At 63.8% G+C, this 25,204-nt stretch carries 19 protein-coding genes; 12 read left to right on the top strand and 7 right to left on the bottom strand.

Annotation, left to right across the window (positions count from 1 at the left end; all coding sequences use genetic code 11):
- Positions 1-25: 25 nt before the first annotated feature.
- Complete coding sequence (locus IE212_RS08665; RefSeq protein WP_190197136.1) at positions 26-1,609, bottom strand: site-specific integrase; 1,584 nt, start codon at positions 1,607-1,609, stop codon at positions 26-28.
- A 495-nt stretch (positions 1,610-2,104) separates the two neighbouring features.
- Here IE212_RS08665 and IE212_RS08670 point away from each other — a divergent pair, with 495 nt between their 5' ends.
- Positions 2,105-3,127: a recombinase family protein gene (locus IE212_RS08670; protein WP_190197137.1), complete on the top strand. Its 1,023-nt coding sequence runs from the start codon at positions 2,105-2,107 to the stop codon at positions 3,125-3,127.
- Here the strand turns inward: IE212_RS08670 and IE212_RS08675 are convergent.
- The gene (locus IE212_RS08675; protein WP_190197138.1) at positions 3,068-3,826 is read right to left on the bottom strand and encodes a hypothetical protein; all 759 of its coding nucleotides are present in this window, start codon (positions 3,824-3,826) and stop codon (positions 3,068-3,070) included. The two genes, IE212_RS08670 and IE212_RS08675, sit on opposite strands and share 60 nt — an antisense overlap.
- 868 nt (positions 3,827-4,694) lie before the next feature.
- Between IE212_RS08675 and IE212_RS08680 the strand changes: the two genes are divergently transcribed.
- The 11 genes from IE212_RS08680 (at position 4,695) to IE212_RS08730 (ending at position 15,420) form a co-directional block, all read left to right on the top strand.
- Entirely contained in the window at positions 4,695-4,865 is a 171-nt protein-coding gene (locus IE212_RS08680) for a hypothetical protein (protein WP_190197139.1), read from the top strand.
- A 160-nt stretch (positions 4,866-5,025) separates the two neighbouring features.
- The gene (locus tag IE212_RS08685) at positions 5,026-6,171 is read left to right on the top strand and encodes a ParB/RepB/Spo0J family partition protein (RefSeq protein WP_190197140.1); all 1,146 of its coding nucleotides are present in this window, start codon (positions 5,026-5,028) and stop codon (positions 6,169-6,171) included.
- 79 nt (positions 6,172-6,250) lie between these two features.
- On the top strand, positions 6,251-6,568 hold the full coding sequence (locus tag IE212_RS08690) for a hypothetical protein (protein WP_229864141.1): 318 nt from the start codon (positions 6,251-6,253) through the stop codon (positions 6,566-6,568).
- Positions 6,565-6,816: a hypothetical protein gene (locus IE212_RS08695; RefSeq protein ID WP_190197142.1), complete on the top strand. Its 252-nt coding sequence runs from the start codon at positions 6,565-6,567 to the stop codon at positions 6,814-6,816. The genes IE212_RS08690 and IE212_RS08695 overlap by 4 nt, the downstream gene beginning before the upstream one ends.
- Before the next feature lie 15 nt (positions 6,817-6,831).
- Positions 6,832-7,752, top strand: coding sequence for an O-methyltransferase (locus IE212_RS08700; RefSeq protein WP_190197143.1), 921 nt, complete (start codon positions 6,832-6,834; stop codon positions 7,750-7,752).
- 869 nt (positions 7,753-8,621) lie between these two features.
- Entirely contained in the window at positions 8,622-9,293 is a 672-nt protein-coding gene (locus IE212_RS34715; protein WP_229864142.1) for a ParB N-terminal domain-containing protein, read from the top strand.
- Positions 9,290-10,735 carry a methyltransferase domain-containing protein gene (locus tag IE212_RS08710; protein ID WP_190197144.1) on the top strand — a complete coding sequence of 482 codons (1,446 nt, stop codon included), beginning with the start codon at positions 9,290-9,292 and terminating at the stop codon, positions 10,733-10,735. Before IE212_RS34715 ends, IE212_RS08710 begins: the two co-directional genes overlap by 4 nt.
- A 19-nt stretch (positions 10,736-10,754) precedes the next feature.
- Entirely contained in the window at positions 10,755-11,267 is a 513-nt protein-coding gene (locus IE212_RS08715) for a hypothetical protein (protein WP_190197145.1), read from the top strand.
- A 582-nt stretch (positions 11,268-11,849) separates the two neighbouring features.
- On the top strand, positions 11,850-13,070 hold the full coding sequence (locus IE212_RS08720; RefSeq protein WP_190197146.1) for a thioesterase domain-containing protein: 1,221 nt from the start codon (positions 11,850-11,852) through the stop codon (positions 13,068-13,070).
- Entirely contained in the window at positions 13,067-14,113 is a 1,047-nt protein-coding gene (locus IE212_RS08725; RefSeq protein ID WP_190197147.1) for a caspase family protein, read from the top strand. The genes IE212_RS08720 and IE212_RS08725 overlap by 4 nt, the downstream gene beginning before the upstream one ends.
- A 35-nt stretch (positions 14,114-14,148) precedes the next feature.
- Positions 14,149-15,420 carry a hypothetical protein gene (locus IE212_RS08730; RefSeq protein ID WP_190197148.1) on the top strand — a complete coding sequence of 424 codons (1,272 nt, stop codon included), beginning with the start codon at positions 14,149-14,151 and terminating at the stop codon, positions 15,418-15,420.
- 143 nt (positions 15,421-15,563) lie between these two features.
- On the opposite strand, the gene IE212_RS08735 is transcribed toward IE212_RS08730, so the two are convergent.
- The 5 genes from IE212_RS08735 to IE212_RS08755 all read right to left on the bottom strand — a co-directional run bounded on the left by IE212_RS08735 (position 15,564) and on the right by IE212_RS08755 (position 25,204).
- Positions 15,564-16,307 carry an HNH endonuclease gene (locus IE212_RS08735; protein WP_190197149.1) on the bottom strand — a complete coding sequence of 248 codons (744 nt, stop codon included), beginning with the start codon at positions 16,305-16,307 and terminating at the stop codon, positions 15,564-15,566.
- A gap of 89 nt (positions 16,308-16,396) precedes the next feature.
- Positions 16,397-17,968 carry an AAA family ATPase gene (locus tag IE212_RS08740; protein ID WP_190197150.1) on the bottom strand — a complete coding sequence of 524 codons (1,572 nt, stop codon included), beginning with the start codon at positions 17,966-17,968 and terminating at the stop codon, positions 16,397-16,399.
- A 491-nt stretch (positions 17,969-18,459) separates the two neighbouring features.
- Positions 18,460-19,299, bottom strand: coding sequence for an abortive infection family protein (locus IE212_RS08745; RefSeq protein ID WP_190197151.1), 840 nt, complete (start codon positions 19,297-19,299; stop codon positions 18,460-18,462).
- 331 nt (positions 19,300-19,630) lie between these two features.
- Positions 19,631-22,441, bottom strand: coding sequence for an ATP-binding protein (locus IE212_RS08750; RefSeq protein WP_506005129.1), 2,811 nt, complete (start codon positions 22,439-22,441; stop codon positions 19,631-19,633).
- A gap of 45 nt (positions 22,442-22,486) precedes the next feature.
- Positions 22,487-25,204 carry a DUF1156 domain-containing protein gene (locus tag IE212_RS08755; RefSeq protein ID WP_190197153.1) on the bottom strand — a complete coding sequence of 906 codons (2,718 nt, stop codon included), beginning with the start codon at positions 25,202-25,204 and terminating at the stop codon, positions 22,487-22,489.

Consider the following 25,204-nt stretch of genomic DNA (forward strand, 5'->3'; position numbering starts at 1 on the left):
TGTTGGGACAATGTTGGGACGCAGGTCACGCGGCGGTACGGAGCCCCTCCTCCGGCTTATCGCCCTCGGTGTCCCCGCCTGTCTTGGGCGCCTCATCCTGTGCCCTCGATCGCCTCGGCTTCTCTCGCCGGGGACCGACCTTCTTCGAGCGGGGTACGACCGCGCTCGTGGACTCCGCCTCGGCGGTCAGGAGCTGAGGCAGGACGCTCGTGTACGTGTCTGAGGTGATCTGGCGGGAGCTGTGTCCCAGCCGCTCCTGGACGACCTTGATGTCCGCCTTGCCGAGCAGCGCCAACGTTGCCGACAGATGCCGAGTGTCGTGCAGGCGGATCGGAGGTAACCCAGACAGTTCGACCAGCCGGTTGAACCGCCGGCTGATCCAGTCGGGGTGGAGCGGCTCGCCGTTCTCGTGGGTCCAGACCCGGTTGCTCTCAACCCATGCCTTCTCCCCGGACCACTGCTGCCGTTCCTGTTTCTGGGTCTCCCGCCACTCGGCCCACAGCGCGCGTGTCAGCGTGTCGAGCGTGACGGTGCGCACACTGTCCTGTTTCGGGGCCTCGTCGTACATCCGATAGGCGATCTCGACGACCTGTGCGGAGATGCGGAACCACGAGCCGGTCAGACTGACCTCGCTCCACGGCAGCGCACACATCTCACCGCGTCGGGGTCCTCGGAAGATGAACCCGTGCCACATGCCGTACAGCCTGTCGTCGGCGATGTAGTCCAAGAACTCGCCAGTCTGCTCCGGGGTCCAGACCATGACGGGACTGGGTTTCACGCCCGTGCGCTTCCACTCTGCGACCCGTTCCGGCGTCCAGACCAGTGCCTTGGGCCGCTTGACCGGCGGCAGCTCGACCATCGCGGCCCAGTTCTTCGTGTAGTCGCCGCGCTTGATGCCGCTGCCCAGGAACGAGCTCAGGGTGGCGTTGATACGGTGCATCGTGGAGGCGCTGGTGATCTTCCGCTTGCCCTTGCGGCCTTCGCGGAGGGCGGCGTTGGCATCGAGGTAAGCGAGGCGCGTGGCACGACGCTCCTCTTTGTTCCCCGCAGCGCGGACCCACGCCGTGTAGGCGGCGTCGCGAGCTTGCTGCAGCTCGACTATCCGGCCGTGGTGGATCAGCCGCTCGGCGTTCTCCCGCTCGATCGCGCCGTACATCGCCTCGACGTGCCGCAGCTTGAGGTCCCGGCGTTTGATGTGCCCGAGGTGAGGTTCGAGGTAGAGCCGGACGTGCTCCTCATACCCGTGGAAGGTCGTGCGCGCCAGGCTCCTCTTCCTCTTGAGCCACGCATCCAGGTCTTCCTTCACGGTGGCGTTACTGAGCACATCTGTGCCGTCGACGGATTCCCGGTAGACCTCGGCCGCCTTGGCCTGCGCCGCGTCCTTCGTGGCGAAGCCACCTCGCCGCACGCGCTGTCGCTCGCCACCCTCGCCCGCTTCGAGTTCGAAGTAGAAGTACCAGCGGCCGTGGCTCTTCTGCTTGAGCTTGGGGCAGCCCGCGCCGACCAGGCGCCGCTTCGGTTTGCCGTCGTCGTTGAACACCGGTTTGCCATCATCGCCGATCACATCCTCTCGGCAGGCGCATTGCCGGTAGTAGCTGGGGTTGAACACCTATGGCTCCTTGTCGTCTCCGCTTGTGGATCTTCTGTGCCGGTCTATGTCGACCCATCTCCTATCTTGCCCCAACACTCCAGTGTTGGAGTATCCTTGTGGCATGTTGGCGCGGGGGAGATCGCGACAACGGGAATGACAACGAAGGACGCTTCTGTACCTACGGACTCCGGGGCCAGACCCATGACCCGGGAAGAACTGCTCGCGCTTCCGCCGACCGTGAACGTCACGACGGCTGCTCGGGCGCTCGGGATCGGTACGCACAAGGCTTACAGCTTGATCAAGAAGGGGTCTTTCCCCGTGCAGACACTCCCTCTGGGTAGCACGGTGAGAGTCCCCACTGCTGCACTCTGGCGCGTTCTGGGGGTGACGCCCCCGGAGTAGTGACCTGCCTAGCCCTTGATCAGCCGGTCCTCTGGTCATAGCCACGGCACGGGCGCTGTGGCCTAGGATTCGGGCGGCTACAGGGCGTATGAGATGAGAACGGACCACCGCATGCCACGGCTCTACGGTTTCGACGATCAGTCGCGTCAGCGGCTGCGTGATGACGAAGTGGACCCGCTGCGCCAGATGGTCAGCCGGGCTCTGGTCGACTTGTCTGTGTCCAATGCGGACGTCGCTGTCTGGGCGAACGGACAGGGCTACCGGGGGACGCTCGGCGGGGAGTGGAAGGACGCCTCGGTCGGACGGCTCTTCCGTAACCCGGCGATTGCGGGGCTGCGCTACGGCGACGATGGCCAGCTCGTCGACGCCGGCCACCCGGGCGTCATCACCCGTGAGGAGTTCGAGGCACTGCTCGCGCGTGAGCAGCATCGGAAGACGGGCGACGCCGATAAGCCGTACGACTACCTGCTGACCGATGGCGGGTGCACCTGCGGCCAGTGCACCCATGCGCTTCAGGGCGCACGGACCAACGCGGGGACCCCTGGTTATCGCTGTCGTCCGAAGGACAAGGACGGGCGAGGCGGGTGCGGCGAAGTCCGTATCGATGCGGAGCTGTTGGAGGGTCACGTCGGTGAGTACGTCGTGGCCGAGCTCCTCAAGCCCGGTGTCCGCGCCCAGATCCTCAAGTCCCAGGCCTTTGTGCGACAGCTGGTGGAAAACCTTGACCGTGAGATCAAGGACCTGGAAGCGCGACGGACCGAGGTAGGGACCCTGTACGGAACGCGTCAGATCAGCAAAGACGCGCTCGTGGCCGCCGAGAAGCAGATCGCCGACAGCCTCAAGTCCGCCCGATCGCGGAAGAGGTACGCGGAGCAGATGGCGAACTTCTCACTGGGTAGGGCGAAGGATCTGGTGAGGTGGTGGAACTCTGCGCCGACCGCATCGAAGAAGGCGATCACCACGCTGCTCCTGTCGAGCGTTGAGGTCTTCCCAGCGAGCGCCCGCGGTGTCCGAACGGTGGAGCCAGGGCGCGTCGTCCTCCACTGGCGCAAGCTGGCCGACCTCTCAGCGGAATCAGACGATGCGCGCGGCGAGCCGCCTGCCGATCATTGCCATAGTCAGTCCGGTGATTAGCGTGATCACGGCGAGCCCGGCCAGGAGGGGGGAGATGACCTCTTCCGTCTCCAGCGCCCATGGGTGTCCGAGGTAGTTGGCCACGAGGTATGAGCCCTTGCTGGCGGCGTACCCGACTCCGAGAAGTGCCGACACCGTAGACAGGCCCAGACCGCGAGCCGACCAGGAGTGTCCGCCACGCCGGGCGACGAGCGCCATCCCGGAGCACAGGAACGCGATCTCGCCGCAAGTGATCGCGACGTAGCCGAGGTAGACCAGCAAGTAGACGGTGACGCCAGGGATGCTGGCGTATTCGGTTGTGAACTCGATGCCCTCTTCGGTGGTGTAGGCGAACAGCGGCAGCATGGCTGCGAGGACGCACACCGCGAAGGCGATACGCGCGTAGAGGCTGGCCTTCAGTACCTCCTGGTTGTACGACCAGTCCACGAGCATGAGTTGAAGGCTGCCGCACCAGAGCACCGCGCAGATATGAGCGCCTATCTTCGCGGCGTTGTTCATGCCGGTCACGGACTCGACGAGATCCTCAACTGGCGGCACGGCCAGGATCACGCCCACCGTGCAGACGCCGAAGGCCGTAGCCCGGGTGAATCGAGCGATGCGGTATTCGACTTGATCCCGATGGCGCCACGCCTCGCGGGCGGAGAGCGCGGTGCCCGCTATGCCGAACAGGGCGCAAAGTCCGAAGACGATGCTGTCCATTTGGTTCAGTTTCCTTCCAGATCAGAGACCGCGCGCTCGGCTGCTTCGGTGAAGCTGAGGCGCCTCCGCCGGCCTGGCCGCGGTGGTTCCGCGACAGGGGGAAGCGGCTCAGGCACCTCTGGGACAGTTAGATCATTGCGTCCGTGTCGCAGCCGGATCTCACGCGCGGCCTCCAGTAGTTCAGCGGCGCCGGCTTCACCTAGGTCATGGATGAGCCGGAGCGCCTCGCGAGCGTCTTGGTGTTCCTCGTAGACCGATAGGGAGGTCAGACCGTTGTAACCGGGGAGTAGGTAAGCTACCGGACCACCGAACGCCCTTGCGAGCCCGACTAGTTGAGTGGTCTTCGGGTCCGTCTTCACCCCGTTCAGGAGATCATTGACCACTTGGTGGGTCATCACCGGTTTACCCCCGGGCGTCGCCGCCGTTGCGGCGGCCAGGGCGCGCGTGCTGGGGGTTCTCCCGTCTCTCTGTCGTTTCCTGCCAAGCAGGACGGCGAGCTTGCTGGAGAGAGGGGTGTCCGGGCCGAGCGGCATATGGCGGCTACTCCTCGGTGGTGTGGCAGGCCCGGTTGGGCGGAACGTGGCAGGTCAAGGCGCACCCAAGTATCCGTGTATGAGGCGACGATGTCTCGCGGACCTGCCTATTGTCTAGGTTAGTTGACAATGGGTAACCCGCTGGGCAAGATCGGTAGTCGCAGTAGATAGCGCACTCAGTGCCGGGTTGCCGCCCCCTCTTCCACCTCCCAGGCTGCGAGATCGTGTCCGGCACCCCTTGGGCCACTTGATGTGTGCCGCCAGCATGACTGTGTGGGGATCTAAGTTTGCCGCCGCTTGCTATCGGGCGGAACTGCAATGCGGGGAGGGTACGGGTGGGGATCGAGCTGGACCGAGTGCTGGCCCGATTGGAAGAGTCGGACGGCGTGGAGAACGTCACTCTGGATGAGAGGGCGGCGCTCGCCGCACTCGGGGCGCTGGCCATCGTCGACCCGAAGCGGGTTGACTGTGAAGTGCGGCAGCCGGGCGTTCCGAGCGCGGGCTGATTTTGGCGGGTAGCCAAACGCGGACCCTTGTGCGTCCGCGTTTACGCGTCTGACCTGCAAAAACTTCTCGAAAAATGTGGACCCACCCCTGTAATGCATATAGAATAGAACTAGAAGGAGAGGGAAACAAGAAGCCTCCACCGACCTCTTGGAGTCTGAAATGTCGCACAAGTTCGCCACCCTGAAGATGCGTCAGATCCGCCGCAACGAGAACCAGCCCCGCGAGACCTTCGACGAGGAGGCCCTGAAGGAGCTGGCCGACTCGATCAAGCAGCACGGCCTCCTCCAGCCGATCGTCGTCCGAAAGGTGGCGGAGGGCGGCTACGAGCTGGTCGCCGGTGAGCGCCGCTTCCGCGCAAACCAGATGGCCGACAACATCACCATCGAGGCGAAGATCCTCCTGCCCGACGGCGACGACGTCGAGATCAGCGACATGGACTCCTTCAAGAAGGCGATGGCCGAGAACCTCAACCGCGAGGACATGCTGCCGCTCGAGGAGGCCCGCGGCTTCAAGAAGGTCCTGGACCAGGAGGAGGGAGCCGCGGTCGAGACCGTCGCGAAGACGTTCTCCAAGTCAGTCCAGTACGTCAACTTCCGCTTGGCACTGCTCAACCTGCGCCCGGAGATCCAGACCGCCGTCGACATGGGCCACATCGGCACACAGGCTGCCGTACAGATCGCCGCGCTCTCGCCGGGCAACCAGAAGGCGGTCTTCGAGGACTGGAAGAAGGGCGCCAAGAGCGACAACCAGCTGGTTCACATGGCCTACGCCATGCGCAAGCAGGAGAAGGCTGCCAAGCAGGACTCCATGGTCGATGTCGAGGAGATGACCGAGGAGCAGAAGGCCGAGCGGAGCCGCGCCCAGGCCAAGACCAAGAACGACCTCGACGAGATCGAGCGGATGTGCACGCTGCTGGAGGACATCGGCAAGGCCGACCCTATGGAGCTGGCCAACAGCCTGGAGGGCGAGGTCGGCAAGCGGCTTGAGCAGATGGACCGAGTCGCCGCCCTCCTCCAGAAGGCTCGCTTCCAGCTCCGTCAGGCCAAGGCACATGCCGACGCCAAGGAGATCATGGTCAACCCCGACGCGGCGGCGCCCGACCTGGCGGCTGAGGCCGACGCGCGGCTCGCCGAGTTGGAGCCGACCGCGGGGGACGCCGAGCCGGAGATGGACGTCGAGCCCGCTCCGAAGGAAGAGGCGGACGGCCGGGCGGAGCTCGCTCCCGCCGCCGAGACGGAGTCCGAGAGCCCGGCGGAGTCGGAGGGCGCCGAGGCTGAGGCCGAGCCGATCGCCGTCGCGGCCTGACCTACCCGCCGGGGGCGGCCCGCTGAGGGGGCCGCCCCCTTCCCTGAGGAGTCCCACCGCAATGAACCCGATCCCGAGCATGCGCAACATCAACCGCAACCTGTTCGACGTGCCGGCCTCGGCCAACGCCCTTGAGGAGTACGACTCCAACGTGGCCGAACTCGTTCGCCAGGCTGCCAATCACCTGTTCACGGCACGCCGTGACGACGATCAGGCGGCCCTGGACGAGGCGTACAACCTGACCCTCCTCGCCGCCGCCGACCTCATGAAGGGTGCCGGTAGCTCGGTGTACGTACGCACCCACATCATGATCACGGCCCGCTTGGTCGAGCTCGAAGCGGCGCTGCTTGCCGCTGGAACCAAGACCGCGGGTGAGCGAGGAGGGCGGACGGCATGAAGCGCCCCGCCCACATCAACGGCTTGAAGACCTGGCCCGACGACGGCACGCTGCCGCCCTCCGTCTGTCGACTCTGTGACACCGACCTGGCCGATGCCTACAACCGGCTCGCCTCCGCGATCTGTGTTGTCTGCGGCTATTGGGTCTGCGAGCTGTGCGATGGCGGTACCGACCCGAACACGGGCGACGCCGTCTGCGACGACCACAAGGGCCATCCGCTCGCCGCCACCTGCACTCAGTACTCGTGATCAGGAGACCGAGCCATGCAGATAGATCCTGATGTCCTCGACGTGATCCGGGCGGCCACGGCCGACGGCCCGATGCTTCGACTTCCCGGTCAGCTCGACCGCAAGCTGTACGAGCGCGTCAACCTCGCCTTGGGCGCGGCGGGTGGCCGGTGGAACCGCTACAAGCGCGCTCACCTCTTCCCCGGTGATGCCGCCGAGGCCATCGCGGGACTACTCGCCACCGGTGAGGTAACCACCGATGCCGAGCGCGGCTACTATCCGACGCCTGATCCCGTCGTTGAACAGCTCTTGGAGCTGGCCGAGCTCGAACCCGGCTGCGAGATGCTGGAGCCGTCGGCCGGCCGCGGCGCCATCGCCAAGCCTGCCGCCGCCCGCGGCGTCATCGTCGACTGCGTGGAGCTCGACGCCACCCGGGCCGAGCACATCCGCTCCGACGGGTACGCCCGAAGAGTCATGACCGCAGACTTCCTCGACGTCAAGGTTGAGCGCCGGTACCACCGGGCAGTCCTCAACCCACCCTTCGCAGACCGGCAGGACATCAGGCACGTGGAGAGGGCCCTGCGCTTCGTTCGGCCGGGCGGCCTGGTGGTTGCGGTGATGTCCGGCGGCCTCACTTTTCGCTCCGACCGCCTGACCAAGGACTTCCGCGCGCGTGTCCAGGAGGCGCGAGGCACCATCACGGAATTGCCGGACGGCGCGTTCCCCTCCGTGGGGGTGCGTACGGTTGTCGCGGTGATACCGGTCCGGGATGCGCCGCCGCCCTCCGGCTTCAACCGGTTCGCGCCGAGAGTCGAGGACTTCCGAGCGCGACCTCGAGCTGTCCAGCAGGACCTGTTCCTTGTCGACGCTCCAACAGCCCACGGGACGGCCCCCTTTGACGGACTCGGATACGGAGCAGCCCTATGGGCAAAGATAGATCCCAACACTGAAGCGTGATACGTTCTATTTCGTTGGCGGGAACGGCCACAGCCGAGGAACCGGCCCGTCAGCACGCCGTGGCATGCGGCATCCCCTTCGGTGTCTGGCGGGTGGCCAATCCCCCGCGCCCTACCCGCCAGGCACCGGCCCCGCACCGAAAGCGGAGCCACCCGGGACGCCGCCAAGATCCACGATCGCGACCCGACCCGCCCCCAGCTCACGCTGGGGGCGGGTCCCCCTGCACTCAGGAGTGCCATGAACGCAGAGGACTTCAAGGGGGACCCAGGAGACCGGGAGCTGTACGAGCGCCTCCTCGTCGAGCGGGACGGTCCGGTGGCCAAAGTCCTTGCTGAGCGGGACCCCGTCCCCGAACCCCGGGGAGGCCCGGATCCCGACGCAGCAAGGCACTTGGCGGAACTTGAACAGGCCCTATCCCCCCGACGCCGAAAGGACACAGCAGCATGACCGCCAAGCAGGTGCCCCAGCCCGAGCCGGAAAACCGGACCCCTCCCGTACCTGGAGCTGTGTGGTGCGCATCCTGTGACTCCTGGTGCCTGCCGCCCGGCATCTGCCGCTGCAACAACCGGTGATGCGCACCCTCCTTCGCCTCGCCGCCGACGCGCTGGCCGCCCTGCTCATGGCGCTTATCGCCGTCATCGCCTGGGTGATCGTCCAGCTCGGCGGCGAGGCCTTCCTCGCCAGCCTCCTTGCCATCCCCGCCTGCGCACTCGTGGCAGCCTTCATAGACCACGCTCAACGTCGGACGAGACGCCGGCCAGCGTCGTACAGGCTGAGTGGCTGGATCCGGCGACCACCGCGACGCGGCGTAGATCGTCTACTCTGAGCAGCTGTAGGGCGCGGGGACCGACCTACACAAGGGATCCCCCGTGACGTCGACGCCCGCCAACATCCCCGAACTGCTCCTGCCTCTCGCCGTCCCCATCGGGGATCTGACGCCGTACTACCGCAACCCGCGCAACGGCGATCTCCCCGCCATCGCCGAATCGCTCACCGTGAACGGCCAGTACCGCGCGATCGTCGTCAACAAGGGCACGCTCACCGGACGGTCCAACGAGATCCTCGCGGGCAACCACACCTACGCCGCCGCTCAGCAGCTCGGCTGGGAGCAGATCGCCGTCACCTGGGTTGACGTCGACGACAGCGCAGCAGACCGCATCGTCGTCGTCGACAACCGGACCAACGACCTCGCCGGATACGACTCCGTTCTCCTGGCCGAGATTCTCTCCGACATCCCCGACCTCGCAGGCACCGGCTACGACCGCGAGAGCGTAGACCGACTCCTGGACGACACCTCCCTCCCCGAGACGCTCGAACTCACCTCCGACGGAGCGGGCACCGGGGCCGCAGCCACCGTCGACTACCTCCAGTGGGGCTACCTCCAGTGGGAGTCCAAGCGCGTACGGATCACCTCCGAAGAGGTCGAAACCCTCAACGCGATCTACACGAAGTTCGTGGACGACACCAACAGCGACCTCGGCTTCGGCTGGCACGTCATTCAGCACGCCCACCAGGAGGGCCAGGAGGGGCAGACCGCATGAGTACAGCGCCCACCACACAGTTCTACGAGGCGTACCCGCTCGACCAGCTCCGCCCGGCCGACTACAACCCGCGCCGCCTCAGCGAGGACGCGTTCGTCCGGCTCCAGGCTTCCCTGCGTCGCCACGGCGTCGTGAAGCCGGTCATCCTCAACGCCGATGGCACGCTGGTCGCAGGTCACCAGCGAACCAAGGGACTCAAGGCCATCGGGCTGACGCACACGCCCGCTGTCATGCTCGGGACGAAGGTTCGCTTGCAGGACGAAATCCAGTTCAACCTTCTGCACAACCGGGTCGAGACCGAGGCCAGCGTCGTCTACGCCGAGCCCGGCCCGATCGGCGCATGGTCCTGGATTCCCTGGCAGTCCATCCACGTCGCCGAGCGCAAGAACCTCAGCTTCGTCAACGCCATCGGCCACATGACCGCCGGCCACGGCCCCTGGGGCAGCGTCGTCATTGACGACCAGGGCCGCATCGTGCTGAACGCCGAGTACGCCGTCGTCGCCTCCATCTCCCGATTCGACCTCCTCGCCTGGACCGTGACATCAGGCGACGCCGCCCAGCTCCACGCCGACCTCACCGGCGAATACGGCGTCTACGACTGGACGGCCATCGAGGACAAGGCCCCCGTCTGGAACCAGCACATCGTCCAACCGAAGCGCCTGCGGAAGTTCTCCTCCAAGGCCAAGGCCGGAAAGCTCGCCTACGGATCCGAGACCTGGGACCAGTTGGTCACCCCATGGCTCAAGCCCACACACAGGGTCGTGGACTTCGGCGCCGGATACGGCGACTACGCCAAGCACCTACGCGCCAAGGGCTTCAACATCCACGACTACGAGCCCTACCGCTGCCGTGACGGCTCGTACGCCGTCGACGTCCGCGCCGTCGTCGGCATGATCCGCGACATCAACACCGACATCGAGGCCCATGGTCTCTACGACGTCGTGGTCCTCGACTCGGTCATCAACGCCACCACGTCTCTCGACTACCAGCACTGGGTGCTGACCACCGTCAACGCCCTGTGCGCGGCTGACGGCGTCGTGTGCCTCGGCACACGCAGCCTCGCCCGCGAACTCCGCGACGAGCAAGCCAAGCGCGTCACCTCCCAGACAGCCACCACGAAGATGAGCTTCCTCGACGAGAACAACGTCGAGATGAACTTCGTCAAGGGAAAGTGGCAGAAGCTCCGTTTCCACACGCCGGAAACCCTGGAGGCACTGCTACGGCGCTACTTCAAGGACGTGCAGCTCAGCGACCTGAGCGGCTCCAATCTGAAAGCCACCTGCCGAGGTCCGATCGCGCTCCCCAGGGAAGAATACGAGAAGGCTTTTGAAGAAGAATTCAACATGCCCTATCCGAACGGATTCCGGCACGATAGGCATCTGGAATTGGTGGGAAATTTGATAAAATTGACAGAAGAGAGAAGTTCCTCTCTCGTGAATTAGAGTTTCAAATGGGGAGTGCATGTCGCAGCGAATAAAGGTCGAAATTGAGTCGCGGACCCGATATCACATCATGTGGCTGGCAGGTGTGCGGCACGTCGCCCTGGATCAGCACTGCCTTCGGAGCTTTGGTCAGCCCGATCGGCCTCGGGTGGATGTTCGCCGCCGGCGCCAGATCGTCGAACTGCCCGAGCAGAAACCCCCGTTGGCCTGGTATCTCTGTGCGCTGCCTAACCCTTGGAAGTGGAGCGACAACGCCCACCTGGCCTTCGAGGACGCTCCGGGTGAGCAATGGGAGGGGCCAGCCCTGGTGTCGGGATTGTATGTCCGCTTGGAGAACGCTCGCCCGATCGCCGGGTGGGGTGAGCACAGCATTCCTGACGCCGAACCTCGGCGGCGCTCGTACCGCTTCCGCACGTGCCGCAACTATCAGTTCGCCTGGTGGCTGCGGACGGAGCGCAACGCGCCGGACGCCCCGCCTGAGCTCGTGCCGCCCAAGAGGCCTGGCGAAGGTGAACAGATGTCGCTGATGTGAACTTGGCGGGGCCGGAGTGGTGTTTCCGGCCCCATGCCAGGACCTGGCCCTCGCGACACTCCGTACGAGCTGTAGGGCTATTCCTCCATCTCGTAAGGCGTGCCGAGGGCGCGGGTCAACGCTGAGGAGCGGATCAACGAGGCGAAGGACAGGCGGTTACCCCGGCGTGGCCGAGGAGCTTGCCCACTTGGCTGGGTCGCTCATCTGCGAACTCAGAAGGCCCGCGTAGCCGAGTAGGCCCTTGCCGCGCGTTGAGTAGCAGCCGAGCGGGCCCGTGCGCGGTCACCAAGGCACGCCGCAGCAGTGCGCGGCTCCTCGGGCTCTGGAGACGATGCAGAGCCGGTCCGCTGTCACTCGTTACCCGCCATCTCAAGGGGATGAGACGTAGATCAGGACGCTGACCACCATCCCTCCTGGCATCCTGACGCGCCCCTCCACGATGCCGTCTGCGTGGCACAGCCGATCACCAGCCGCAGCCCGCGCGGAGTTCTCAAGATGTCCTTAGAATGTAGTGGGAGTGGTCGATAGATCTTGCGAGCAGTGGGTTCGATCCCTGCTCCCCTATGGCAGGGGAGGCCACCGATGCCGATCCTCTTTATTCACGGAATCACCGTTCGCCGGGAACGTTTCGATGGCCTGCTAGGTGACCTTGAGAAGGGATTTGCTGCCGTTTCAACCACTGCCGTTCAGTCTGTGAAACCATGCTATTGGGGCGACCTGGGCAGATCCGATGCGTACAAAGGCGCAACCATTCCGGGCTTTACAGTAGGAACCCGGGATCTGGAAGGCTCGCTGCCGGAGGAGTCGGAAGTGGGTCTCCTCACTGCGCTGCTGGAGGCCCCGTTGGCAGAGTTGGCGGGCCTGAGGGACGTCGAGGACTTTGGGGATGACGCTCCCGGTTTCCTCTCGGTACCCGAGGCCGTGGAAGAGCGAAACCAACGGTTCGACGAGGCGGATGCTGCGGTTAGCAACCGAGTTGCGAGCATCAGTCCCTCGGTCTCTGGTCCGTACCCCCCGCTTGATCACGAGACGGTCGACACCATCGTCCACGCGGTATTCGATGAGGTAAAGCGCGCGGATCGTGCATTGGGGGTGGAGGACCTGTGCCCCCCAGTAGCGCGTGCCATCACGGCATGGCTCTACCGAGACACTGTGAGAGGTGATGTGCTGGCTGGCGGATTCCGATGGAATCAAGCAGTTGACCTCGTCGAAACCGCACTGCGCGAGAACGAGCAACTCGGCGGCGAACGAGGAATGTTTAGGGAACTCGCCAAGGATTTGGCGTCCGAGTCACTGACATTTGCATTCCGGGCAGGGCTTCGAAATCGCATTATGCCGGGATTGTCGCTGTTTCTGGGTGACGTCTTCGCGTGGTTCCGTAACAGGACCCAGATCTTGGAGCGGGTTGAGGCTGCGGTGAGAGATGCGGGCAACCAGGGCCCATTGGTCATCATAGGCCATAGTTTGGGTGGGGTGATTGCCTTCGAATACTGCATGGAGGCGGGAAGAACCATAGAGTTGCTCGGCACGGTAGGAAGCCAAGTTGGTCTATTTTCTGAACTTGGTGCAATACATCAGGTCCCTGCGCGGCTGGCTAGTGGACAGTTTGAGTCTCCGGCGCACGTGGGCACCTGGCTCAATATTTACGACCCGGATGACGTATTGAGCTTCCTCGCTGCTCCTGTTTTCACGCGAGTCAACGACATCGTGCTCGATACTGGTGCACCATTCCCTGCAGCGCACAGCGAGTACTGGAACCTACCCGAGACTTATCGAAAGTTGGCAGCGGGGTGGGCGCCGTGACTCAAGATCAGGACTATGCGTTGATCATTGGTATAGCGCATTACCCGCATCTGAAGTCCCTGCAGGGTCCGATCGAAGATGCTCGTCGAGTGGCGCATTGGCTAAAGGGACCGGGGGGCCTGCCATGGCAAAATGTCAAAGTCATTGAAAGTCTGGGGCTGGAGCACGAGCGGCCCGTTATCGACGAGATTAACAAGGGGTTCGATGAAATATTTGCACGTGCCGAAGCCTACAATAAGGAACGCCCCCGGAGGCCCGTCCGTAGGCTATACGTCTACTTTGCTGGGCACGGCTGCTCTCGAGAGCGGAACCACCTCGCGCTCATCATGGCTAATGCGGATCGGCGCAATCTGAACCGCGCGATGAACTCTACAGAATACCGTAACGCATTGGCTCGGCGCATGTTTCCGGAACAAATCTATCTATTTGATTGCTGCCGCAAGTATGACGGCCGAATCACAGGGCACGGACCCGACTGGACTAGCGATGACACCGAGGAGGACGTTCAGGGCCTCACTCAGGTGGTGATGTACGCAGCCGGCTTCAGACAGGCAGCCCACGAACGCAGCATGCGCTGGTCGGTGCGTCGCGGTTTGTTCACCCAGGCACTGATGGAAGGCCTGGAGGGGGCGGCAGCAACCGCAAGCGGTGTCATCACTAGCGCCGGACTTGGGGCATATGTCCAAAGACGGCTCGCTGTGCTGGCAAAGAGTGAAAAGGTTCGTCAATGTTACACGGGGGACACTCAAGGTGAGAAGCAGCACCTCATCCTGGCTTCGGGCGTTGAGCCATGGCGCAGGGAGGTGAGCGTCACGCTGCCGATCGATGCGAGTCGCATTGTCGTGAACGACGAACACGGTGACACTGTGTGGACGCAAGTGACGGCCCCAGGGCAAACGCAGGCGGCGCTGCACCTGACGTTGGGCCTTTACACGATCAAGGTTGAGCCGACGGGAGTCTCGATGACCATCGATCTGCTACCCGACCTCGACGGCAACGCCTACCCCCTTGATCTCTCGGGGACCTACTCATGCCACGGTTGATCGTCGAGGGTAGACACGAGTTTACTCAACTCCGGGTGCTCGACTCGCTCATGCGCGAGGTCGCTGCCGGCACGCACATGCTCACGGCGCACCTGCCCCGTGGCATCTATCGTGTAGAAGCGCGAGTGCCCGGTGCAGTTGACGAACGTCTGGTCACCCTCCCGTCATCTGGGTGGATTCACCTTAAGGATCTAGCGCCGATCTTGGACTCGCCGGTTCCCCTGCATGATGTGCGTACGCACCGTGCGATCCACGAGGCCGCCGCGGTCCACGAGAGTCGAAAGGTTCACCTGGACTGGGGGACAAACAGCTCTGGACAGCTTTTCATCTTCGTCCGAACCGACGGATCTCCTCGTAGTCTGCCACCGGTCCTCACTGTTGAGACCCTGGACCGCGAACCCATTGCCAGCGTTGCCGAGGACGGCGTCGGTGACCTAGGGATGGGATTCTATGCGCTCTCTGTCGCGCTACCGCCAGGCACTTACTTGCTTACCCATCAAGTGTCAGATCTAGGTTTGCGTGGCCAGGCAGTCTTTGTTGAGGAAGGCTGGCAGACACAGCTCTTCGTGCCCTGGGGTGCAGAGGGAGGCGCTTCTGATTTTCCTGGCGGCGAAGCTGAACTCGAGCGGAGTCTTTTCACTATGGTGCCGCGTGCGGCAGGGTTTTCTCCGAAAGCGGCGTGGCAATACACTCATGTCGAAGCAGCACTTGACGGACTGGCCGAGGGGCGGATCATTCTCTCTCGAAAGGATGAGCGTGCTCTCCGGAATGGCAAATTCGATAACCCAATCCTCGCCCTAATTGGCGCCTACGGTCTTGCCTTTGGGTTTGTGAACTACTATAAGTGTGAAATCGGGGACGAAGATCGGGCGGAATGGTCGTCTGTCATTGCTAATCGGATTTTGCAGCTAATTCCTCATAGCCCAGATGCTCACCTTGTTCGTCACCTGCTATGCGGTCCCGGATCACTGCCTGAGTTCGACCAAATGGGTGGTGTAGGAACCCCTGCTGCACCAGCATTGACAGCCTTCGGAGAGCCGCCCATTTTTGCTGATGGAATAGAGGCCCTAATTGGGCGGGCCGTGACGGACGAGCGGATTATTCCAGCAGGCAGTTGGAACGCCAGAATGGCCTCCGTGCGGACTAGCGGAAGTGTTTATAGCCGCTGGGACCTTGACATAGACCCGCGCCAGCAAATTCGAGATGTGCTCGCCGCGGCTCACGCTGTTGGTATTCTTGACTCCGCAGCCCTTTCCGCCCATAGCGGGCTCCCCTTGTCCTTGGTCCAAGAGGCTGGCGTCACATAGCTGCCTCAGCCGGAAACCGGCTCACCTGTAGCGGCACCGAAGTAGTCGCAAGCCAGCTCGCTGACGATGGCTCCCAGGAGTGATCTGCGTTCAATTATTCCCCCGTTATCAGCCTGGTGTACTGGCTCACTGAAGGTTCACAACTACTCCAGGGCGAAGCCGCCATTTATGTACCATGAGCTGTCAGCCAGTGCCTGGTACATGGCAGCCCGCCACAGGTTCGGATCTTCCTCGGCTAAGCCTGCGGCTTCGTCTCGCAGATAATCGCCCACCACCGACGGAGCCTTGCGCTTCAGGACGTACCGAAGACTGCTCATCTCTCGAGCTGCCTGCGATCCGTACAGCGACGCGAGTTCGAACGTGCGGAAGTGCCCGTGAACCCGTGCCGTTAGAACGGTGTCCCACGCCGACGGCGGATTCACATAAAACTCGACGGCTGCAGGGGCCACTTCGTGGACACGGGCGAAGAGCCACTTTTCTTTACCGACGTCGTCGAAGTAGGGGTGAAGCGTCTGCTCAACGGCACTCGTCGGAACGGTCTCGCCCTTCACCGTGTTGCAGCTACGGCACGCGGGAACCAGGTTGAACGGCACAACGGACAGCAGCGGATACGCCGTCTTCGGCAACTGATGGTCGAGGGTCTCTACATCCCGATGACCGCACAGGGGGCAACGCCCCAGGGGCGCGGCGGCCTTCAGCTTGTCGTACTCGTCCCTACCTGGATTGCCCTTTCGGGACATACGCTGCGTGTAGTTCTTCTTCAGCTCGGCTCTATCGGTCTTGTCGGCGGGCTTGGCCCTGAGGTCAGCCAGCGTGTGCAGGGTTGCCGCCGCGGCTGCGGTTTCAAAGCGGTCAGCGGCGTTGACCACCTCTTCTTCCAGGGCCATCAGCCGTGTCATGGCCTTCGGCCGGGACTTGCTTATGCAAGTCAGGTAGACCGTGCGGGCCGAGAGGGCAGGGACTGGCAGAGTCCACATCAGGTCCGGCCCTCCCAGTTCACGGGTCCGTCTGAGTCTCGGACAGCGATGAGGGATCGGACGATAGCCTTGGCCTCGCCTCCGAGCTTGCCGTCGAACCGTCCGAGGACATGCTCGTACGAGAGGCCCTGGCGTACCGCGGCCTTCAGGTCACGGTGGAATCCGGAGTCGGTTACCTCTAGCCCAAAGACCTCGTGAGTGAGGACGCCGACGTTCTCACCGAAAGTCTCGATGGCGGGGCGGTCAGCGACCAACTGATTGCCGTGGCGCCTCAGTTTCCACACGCAGGACGCCGGAACCTCCTGGAGGGCGACGGGCGAGTGTGTGGCGATGACTGCCAGACCGTTACGGTCCGCGAGTAGGTCGGACAGAGCGCGTATGAACGCGGCCAGCAGCGGTGGGTGCAGATGAGATTCAGGTTCGTCGATGATCACCAGCGAACGCTCAGTGACGTGCTCGACCAACCGAGTCATGGTCAGCAGTACAACTTTATGACCCGAGCTCAGGCTACTGAACAACTGCCGAGCTTTCCGCCGGCGCATGTTCGCGCTCCGGGTGGACTGGAAGTCCGCCAGCCATGATTCCTCGAGGAGGCCGCTGCCAGCGAATTGCAGGGTTCGAAGCGCCATCGCCCACCGATCTGCCCGCTCTCCCGTCAGGCAGGCCTCCACACTGTCCGCGAAGTCCTTCTTGATCTGACCCGATGTCTTGACCCGCGGCGCACGCGTTCCGCCAGTGGGGATCTTCAGCCCGACATAGGCATAGGAGATAGCCACATCGTCGTCGTGGATAAGCGGGAACTCATCGAAGGCACTGAAGGTAACGCTGACCAGGTTCGCGAAGGACCTGCGAGCGCCTCGGTTGTACTCAATGATGCGACCGACGTCTTCCTCAGGAGCTGCGTAGTCGGCAACACAGCGTGTCAGACTGTTCAGGAGGTAAGACTTGCCGACGCTGTTGCGGCCGATCAGCACATGGATGTTGGTGGACGGTCGCGAGTTCGGAGACACCTCGAACGGAAGGATCACCGACTTGCCCCCGCTGCCAGCGGGGACCGGCGCCTCATAAGCCACCTGGAAACCTGACACTCGAACGCCGCCTTGAGCGATGCGGCGGAACTGCTCCTCGACTGCGGTTGCCTTCACGAACCGCATGAGGGAATCGCGAGTCACTTGCTCGTGCTGGACGCGGTCGAAGATGCTCGCGTCGAAGGCCATGTCCTTCAGCGCGCTCAGGACTGGTACGCGAATGTCGTCGCCGAGTTGGCGCAGGCGTTCGTAGTACGAGTCGTCCTGGCCCAAGGAAAAATGCCGTTCCCCAAGTACCTCGAAGCTCTGAGGTATGCGCGCAATGCGGCCCGGCTCTTCCGGGTTCTGATCCCGCCCCGGGTGCATCCCAAACTCGCCGATCTTCACCTCGCCGATCCCGTGACGGCGCCCGTCCTGGTCGTAAATCACCAGGTGGAACATGGTGACGAAGCCATAGTCGTTCCATTTGTCTCTGACCAGCAGCGCCTGGGACCGGACGCCCTTCGGTTGTCGTTGACCCCGCTCCACGACCGTGAACTGCAAGCTTCCTCCGCCTTGTCCCGCCCGCGCTCCCACACGGCCAGCCGATGCCTGCACACGCGTGCAGCCGGACTCAGACAGGTCAGCGTAGCCGTATCGATTGCAGCCGTCCCAATGTGTTCCCTACGGCCATTCATCAGCGCCGACAGACTCTGCACGACATGGCTTGTCACTGGTCCCGCAATGCTCATTTCGGTTTCGAGCGCACGCGGGGTGGGACCTGAGAGGAAACCCACGGTCCATCCGTCAAAGCCACACGGGACAGGGCCGGAGCGGAACCGACGGCCCAGCTCTACGAGCAGGAGCGTGACCATCACATCGTCGTGTGACCAACAGTCGGACAGCAGAAGGGTGTTAGGTGGCCGGCAGAGACTTGCCTGACCGTGTGGATGCGGCCGCGCACCCTGAAGCAGCTCGCCGCGCTACAACGGTACGGGCGTGAGTGTGATGCCACCGCACCGTGCCGATCATCTGTCGGGCGCGGCGCTGATCGGCTACACCTGCTCCGCAGCGTGGGCTTCGATATAGAAGGTCGCGGCCGTGACGGCCGCGGACACGGCCAGGCGTGCGGTCGCAACATCCAGCGTGGGACGTTGGCTTAGTCCGTGGCCGGTCCCGAATCCAGCGTTCCGTAGCTCCGCGATGCTGTTCACGAGGTTCGCGAGAGCACCAAGCGTCTTGCGGCGCTGTACGGCCCCTGGCTCGCTGCCCCGAACTCCCGCCGGATCAAGGCCCAGAGCGATGTTGGCCTCCTTCAACAAGTGCGGGATGTCCTTCTTCGTTTCTGGTCCGTTGCCGTGAAGTCCCAGCACTGCCTTGAGGACGGTCTCCAGCAGTTCCTTGGCTGATCCGATCGCCTGGGCTGGATCGTCTCGAATGCCGCGCCGGATACGGGCCGCATGTTCGTCAACATCTGCAAGGCCCAGTTGCTTGGCCGCAGCCTGTAGTTCATCCACGCCGACGTCAGCCATTTGGCTGCCGTAGATGTCGCTGAATAGGACAGGCTCGTGCTGGGTCAGCCACTCGGGGAGCCCCAGCATTCGTTCGGCAACCGCGAAGTGCGCTTCATCAATGGCCTTGGTCGAGATCCTGTAGGGGCCGGCACCGGTGTACTGGCCAGGTGGTCGGAGGATCGCCTCGACCATGTCCAGCACATGGCCGGAATAGTCCTCGTCGTTCCAATCCAGACTGCGCAGGAGCCTGGGGTGCTCCCGGATTCGGTCGGCGTACCCCGTCTCGTAGCCGAGTGTCAGCCAATCCCCGCGATCGAACTTGGCCTCAATGGCCTTCGCGACCGCGAGCACCACCTTCTCGGGCTTCACATCCCGCTGCATCGTCTCTCCCCGCGCCACTTCAATGACTCACCGTATCGATGAGCAGGCTGTGTGCGCCCGCGATTTACCAGCGCCCGTCGCCCTCCCCCTGGTGTAAGTGGGGCCTGGTACGTAGTGCCACCTGGCTACCCCACGTGGCGGACGGAACCTGGCCGACCATAAACTCGGCACCCCGCGACTCCGACCACGTAGGCGCGCCCGCAGCCTTGGCTGTCAACCAGGCTGCAGTCGAACGCCCGGGAGTTCGATGACCCGGCGACTCTCGTCGACACGGCGCTCGCCTATCTCCCATGCTGCGGGCGCCGTTGCTGTCGGCGATGACGGCTATGGGCTACTGGGTGTCGACGTCGAGAACCTCGGTTGCTTCCTCCAAGGGCTCTACCAAGCCATTCCGGAAGGAAACCCGGTCGAACTCGCCCTCCGCATGGATCTTGATCTCGATGCGAGCTTGGCCCGGCTGATCCGAGAGCCAGGAAAGCGCGCGCCGCAGGTTGAAGAGACCAGACCTATCGAGGACCGCCTCAATGTCCGCCACCCGAACGCTGTCATTGGGAGCTGGGGCAGCGGGAGCGCCGCCGGCCGACGTGCCTCCTTGCGGGCGTGGAGCTAGCGATGGCGGAGTGGGCTGGGGCGCTGCGGGCGCTTCGGACTGGGGGGCGTTGGGGGCGGGCTCAACGGTCGCCTGCAGACACTCACGGGCGTAGTCGTGCCAGAGGATCGCTGCGTCGTCTGAGAGGTCGATCTCATCTGCCGTAAGGCGTTCCCCGAAGCGCACTTGCCGTGCGTCGCGAGGAACGATCTCTTCCTCTTCTCGCACAAGCCCGACGGCGTAACCGAGTTCGGAAGTCTTGACTGCGTTCGCGATAGCCGAGGCGATGACCTTCTTATCCCAGAGCTTGGTGAACTCGTAGTAGCTGTAGAACCAGTCCACCAGGTCAGCGCAGGTGACCGCCTTACGGTCCGGTCCCAGGCCCGCCAAGGCGACGAGCTTCGCGGTGGTGACGGAACTGAACACGCGCTGGCTCAGGGCTTCCACGACACGCTCGTGGAGGGCACGGCCTGCTGCCAGCATCGTGCGGAGATCTGAAGGCTCAAGTACATAGGGCGCGTCGCCTGACCGCGATCGCGTGGGGATCGTCACGGTGCTGTAAGCGGCGCCGATGGCCGCAGAGCCGTCGCGTCGAGCGTTGGCAGCCTTCTCTTGAAGTTCCTCGATCTGCTCGGCGCTGAAGTTGTATTTCCTGTGCTGGTCCAGGAGTGATTTGGCGGCCAAACGCAGCCTTATTGCATGTCGGGCGAGATCGAACTGGGCCTTGTCCGGGAGGACCAGCGCGAGTCCGTTGCGGTATCGCCGTGGACTGCCCTTGCCGGCCTGTTCAATGAACTTCTCCTGCGGGTCACGGTCTTCAGACCAGTCCGGATGCAGGTAGGCGACCGTGAACAGGGGGCGCTCGTCAGCGATACCGCCAGGAGTCTCCGGCCACAGAGCTACGCCCTTGTTTCCCTGCAGCTGCTTGTCGAGTTCAGCGCGTACCTCGGTGAGCACTTCATTGGAGTTGAGCTTGCTGGCCTCGTCGCGTACGAGTTTCGTCAGGTTGGGAGTGGCTTCGAAGCGGTAGCGGCGTCCCGTGTAGTGGAGGTACAGCTCCTCCTCGCGGAGATCATGCAATGCAGAAATGACGATGTTCCGGGTCAGGCCGGGAACAAGGACACTTCGGACAAGGTCTGATTCGAGCACGCCACGGTCCTCGCCCTCACGTGCCCCGAAGCTGTAGAGCATGATGGCGGTGGCAACGCGCGTCCCCACCCGAAGCTGCGCGATTGTCGGGCTGTCAGCCCCGAGCGTCCGGTCTACTGTCGTGCACCCCGCGCCCTCCGAGGTCACGTCGCTCGACAGCACGGACGTGTACCGCTCCCTCTCGCCTACCTGGGAGAAGAACGCGCCGCGGGACGCCTCATCAGTGAAGTCGATGTCACCCGGCCCGATGAGCGGGCTCTTCGCTCCCGACTGCCACAGGGCGTGGACGACTGCAGCCAAGAACTGCAATGCACCACGGGTTCGCTGGTACGAAGGCAGAGACCCCCAACGGTGGTACATGAGATCAAGCAGGTCGGGATGCAAGGGATATGCAGCCAGTACCCGCTTCTCCAGGGAGTCTGCCGCCTCCTCTGCTTCCCGGCGTGCGTCGCCGGTTTCCGCCGTGGCCAGCAGTTGCTTCCGAAGGACGTCGGAATAGGAGCGTGCGACCTCTCTGTGGATGGCCTCGTCGCCGAGCTCCGCGAAGAGCCGCCGCTGAACAACGCGGAGCACCTCGTCGCCTGACACCGGCTCGCGCTTGGCATCAACTCGGGCCACGAGCTTGTCCAGGTCGCTCAGCAACCCCTCAGCGCCGACGGCCTCGCCGACACTGGCTTGGAGGCTGTAGACCATGGCGGCACGCGGCTGCGCGCTGATGGCTTCGGTGAGCGCCTGAACGAACAGCATGGCCTGACGGCCGGCGGTGGACTCTGCGCGCTGAAGCGCCATGGCCTTCTCGACATAGATCAGGACCTCATCGAGGAGGATGAGGGTCGGACCATCGCCGATGACCTGCCGGAGGACATCTCCGCCTGGGGCGGACCCCGTCAGGTCGTGTTGCTCTACGAGCTCGTAGCGTCCGAGCTGGGCTGCGAGTTCTCCCCAGAGAGTGTGTGTCTCGACTCCTGTCGCGCTCATCGGGGAGAGAGGGTCGAGTTCCTCTCCAGACAGCACGGCAATCTGCACCTCGCCTGGATCGGCGATGTCCTTCAAGTCCGGGCAAGCAGCGATGGAGGCGGCGCGGTCGCGGACCAGGTGGAGGAGGGCGACAAGACTGTGGGTCTTACCGCCGCCGAAGGGGGTGCGGAGTTGCAGGACGTGGGAGCCGGTTCCACCTGAGAGGACGTCCATGACGTCCGTGAGCAACTCCCGCATCTTCTTGGTGAGGTACGTCGCCTGATAAAACCTACCGGCGTCCGTGTAGACGGGTGCGATACCCGTCCGGCCTCTGAAGACCCCGGCCAGATTGGCCGCGTAAGTCCCCATGTCGAGGACGCCTGCCGCAACGTCATCATGCGGACGTGCTACCTGCGTCCAAGGCGACAGCCGATAGCTCGAACTCACAGCGTTCCTACCCCCTGTACTTCAACGTTGTGGATGGCCAGCACCTCAGAGCAGCCCCCGTTCACCAACAATCGTCCTCCACGACACCAGCAGCCGCTCTGCCGCGCTGGCCTCTCGGCTCTTCGTCTCGCTTGAGCTGGCGCGCAGGGCCCGACCTGCCAGGGTCTGGATAACTTGGCGGAGCGCGACAGCATCGACGTTCACGGACATCAGATAGGAGCGAACCTCGGAGGCTGGACGATGTTCTGCACGCCAAAGGACAGCATGCGCGACATCGATGAGGGGTGGTGCGACTGATGACTCAATTTCGTAGAGCGGCATCGTCCCGCTGGCTTCGGTGTCTGGTTGCCCCAGGCGAGCGTCGTCGCCCCGGTCTTCGAAGTCTCTGAGGACGACGGTGGATTTGACCTTCGACACGAGCGGGTTGGGGCCGGTTGTGAGACCGCCAGGTCCGTCCAGGTTGGCGCCGGTCATCCTGGCCAGGTTGTTGGCCTCATCGAAGGGGACTGCCGCGTACCCGTAGGAGTACTGGGCCGCCACGTAGTAGCGGGTAACGGGGTCCGTGCCGGCGAGCGACCCGAAGATAGCGTCAAGCACACGGCTCTGGACCATCTCCAAGAACGTCTCAGCGGGCAGTACCTCGCCGTTGTCCTGCTCCACACGTTCGTACCGGGTCAGGGCCCGAAGGCCAGCCCCGACGGTGGCAATGACCAGGTCCGAGCCCGTGATGCCAAGCTCTTCCAGCCGTGCACGGCGCTCCAGGATGATTTGAGTGAGCTCGGCCATCACCTCGGCTTCACTGCCTACACCTGCGTCGGGCCTGCGCTTGCGCGCGACCAGGAAGATCGACGAGGCGAGACTGGCCGTTCCGCGACCGACGGCCCTCTCCGGCATCTCGGTGTCGAGAGGCCATGCCTCGGTGATCGTGAAGCCTGCGCTCTTGAGCGACTCGACCAGGCTGGACCACCCTGAAGTGGTCTTGTGCGCGTAGACACAGACGAGCGGTGCGCCGGGCTTGAGTACCCGATGAGCTTCCTTGAATGCCTTCTCCATGAGGTCTTCGTAGTGCCGACGCGCGTCATCCTTGCTGCCGGAGTGGCGATAGGCAGCGACCACTGCCTCGTTCCTCTTCGGAGTCAGCTCCCCACCGAGATCCGTGGGGTACAGGAATCCGACCGACCGCTTCAGCCAGACATAGAAGAAGTCAGACAGGTCCGCGTACGAGATGTTGTCGTAGTACGGCGGGTCCGTGATGACCGCGTCCTGAGAGTCACTCGGAAGGGGGAGAGAAGCGGCGGACCCACGCACACACTTTGCAGCGTTCGGAAGAGTGGACAGCCGTTCGATGAGGTCGGCCGTTTCCTTGAGGTACTTACGCACGTCCCCAGAGGCCCCCGCGAACGGATTAGCCTCATAGAAATCCCACACCATCGGCAGCGCCTGGCGGGCGAACGTATTCGTTCCACCCTCATTCTTCGTGTCAAGCCGGCACAGGTTCGATAGCCGGTCCGCGACCCGGTTCAGGGCCATGGCCAATGCCGTTGACAGCGCGGCTGCGCGCCCCGGCTCCATGCCCTCGGCACAGGCCTTGTCATGCACGGTGCGGATACCTGCGGCCAGTGTGCTCAGCGCAAGAAGCTGCCTGGGGGTGAACAGATCACGGTACTGAGAGAAGCCGTAAACCATGCATGTGCCGCCTGTGATGCGCATGGTGCCGGGAAGCGGCTCGTTGAGCGGATCGACCGGTAGTTCTTCTAGGCGCTTCAGGCACTCCGCATCGTCCGGGAGTTCGTACTCGCCGACGGCCAGGTAGTCGCGTCCGCGCCGCGGGCCCGGTTTTGCCGCGAGAGCCGCGAGTGGCGCTGTACCCATGCGACCGGCACGGGCCTCGTCCTTGACGTACTTCCCCGTCACGGGTGCACCGCAAATGCGGCACGTCACTTGACCGCCTCGCGAGCCCTCAGCCGGGTCAAAACCAAGATCCTCTTCGGTTGCTCCGGTAACCACCTCGTAGCGCAGTGACAACGCATCACGGTCGACTACCGGCTTGAGAGCGACGACCCGGTTCTTCTTCCGGCCAAGCCAGGTCTGCCGAACAAGATGGGCGTCGTGCTCGGGAGCCGCTGGGTTGGGGCAGCGCACGGTGCGTGTCCATAGGTAGGCCAGGGGGAGACGCTGCTCGCTTTCATCGTCGGCGAGGAGGTGCTGCTGTCCCGTGCCACCGTCGACGGCCGGGTAGAAGTCAGACAAGTCGCCCCAGGCCGCGTCGACCCACGTCTGACCCCACTTACGCACGTCGTCAGCGAGACCGGGGTAGCTCTGCGGAAACTCCAGGAGCATGCGCTCGATGAGGTGGGCCACTGGGTTGAGCTCATTTGCTGTGACCTCGCATCCCAGACGCAGTGCCTCCAGGGGGATAGCACCTCCGCCGGAGAAGAGGTCCACAACCTTCGGCGGGCCATCGTCGCTAGCGGCGAGTACCTCGCTACGCGCTGTACGAATGGCGTGATCTCCGGCCCCCCATGTGCAGAGTGCGTCGAAGAAGATCGACTCCTCCTCGAGCGTGCGAGTCCGCCCTTCCGCTGGCGCAAGGGCCGAGTAAACGGCAGCGCGGGAGGCCGCGAGCGGCCGACGAGCCCACCAGAGGTGCAGCGATGCCGGGTGGCCGACACGGCCGCCCACCTTCTCGCTGGCGCTCGTGCGGCTGATGACGTCGATGGGGATGACGTCCTCGATGAGCCGCTTGTCACTGCTGTCGCGCAC

Source organism: Streptomyces djakartensis, assembly GCF_014651075.1.
In the GTDB taxonomy this organism is placed as follows: domain Bacteria; phylum Actinomycetota; class Actinomycetes; order Streptomycetales; family Streptomycetaceae; genus Streptomyces; species Streptomyces djakartensis.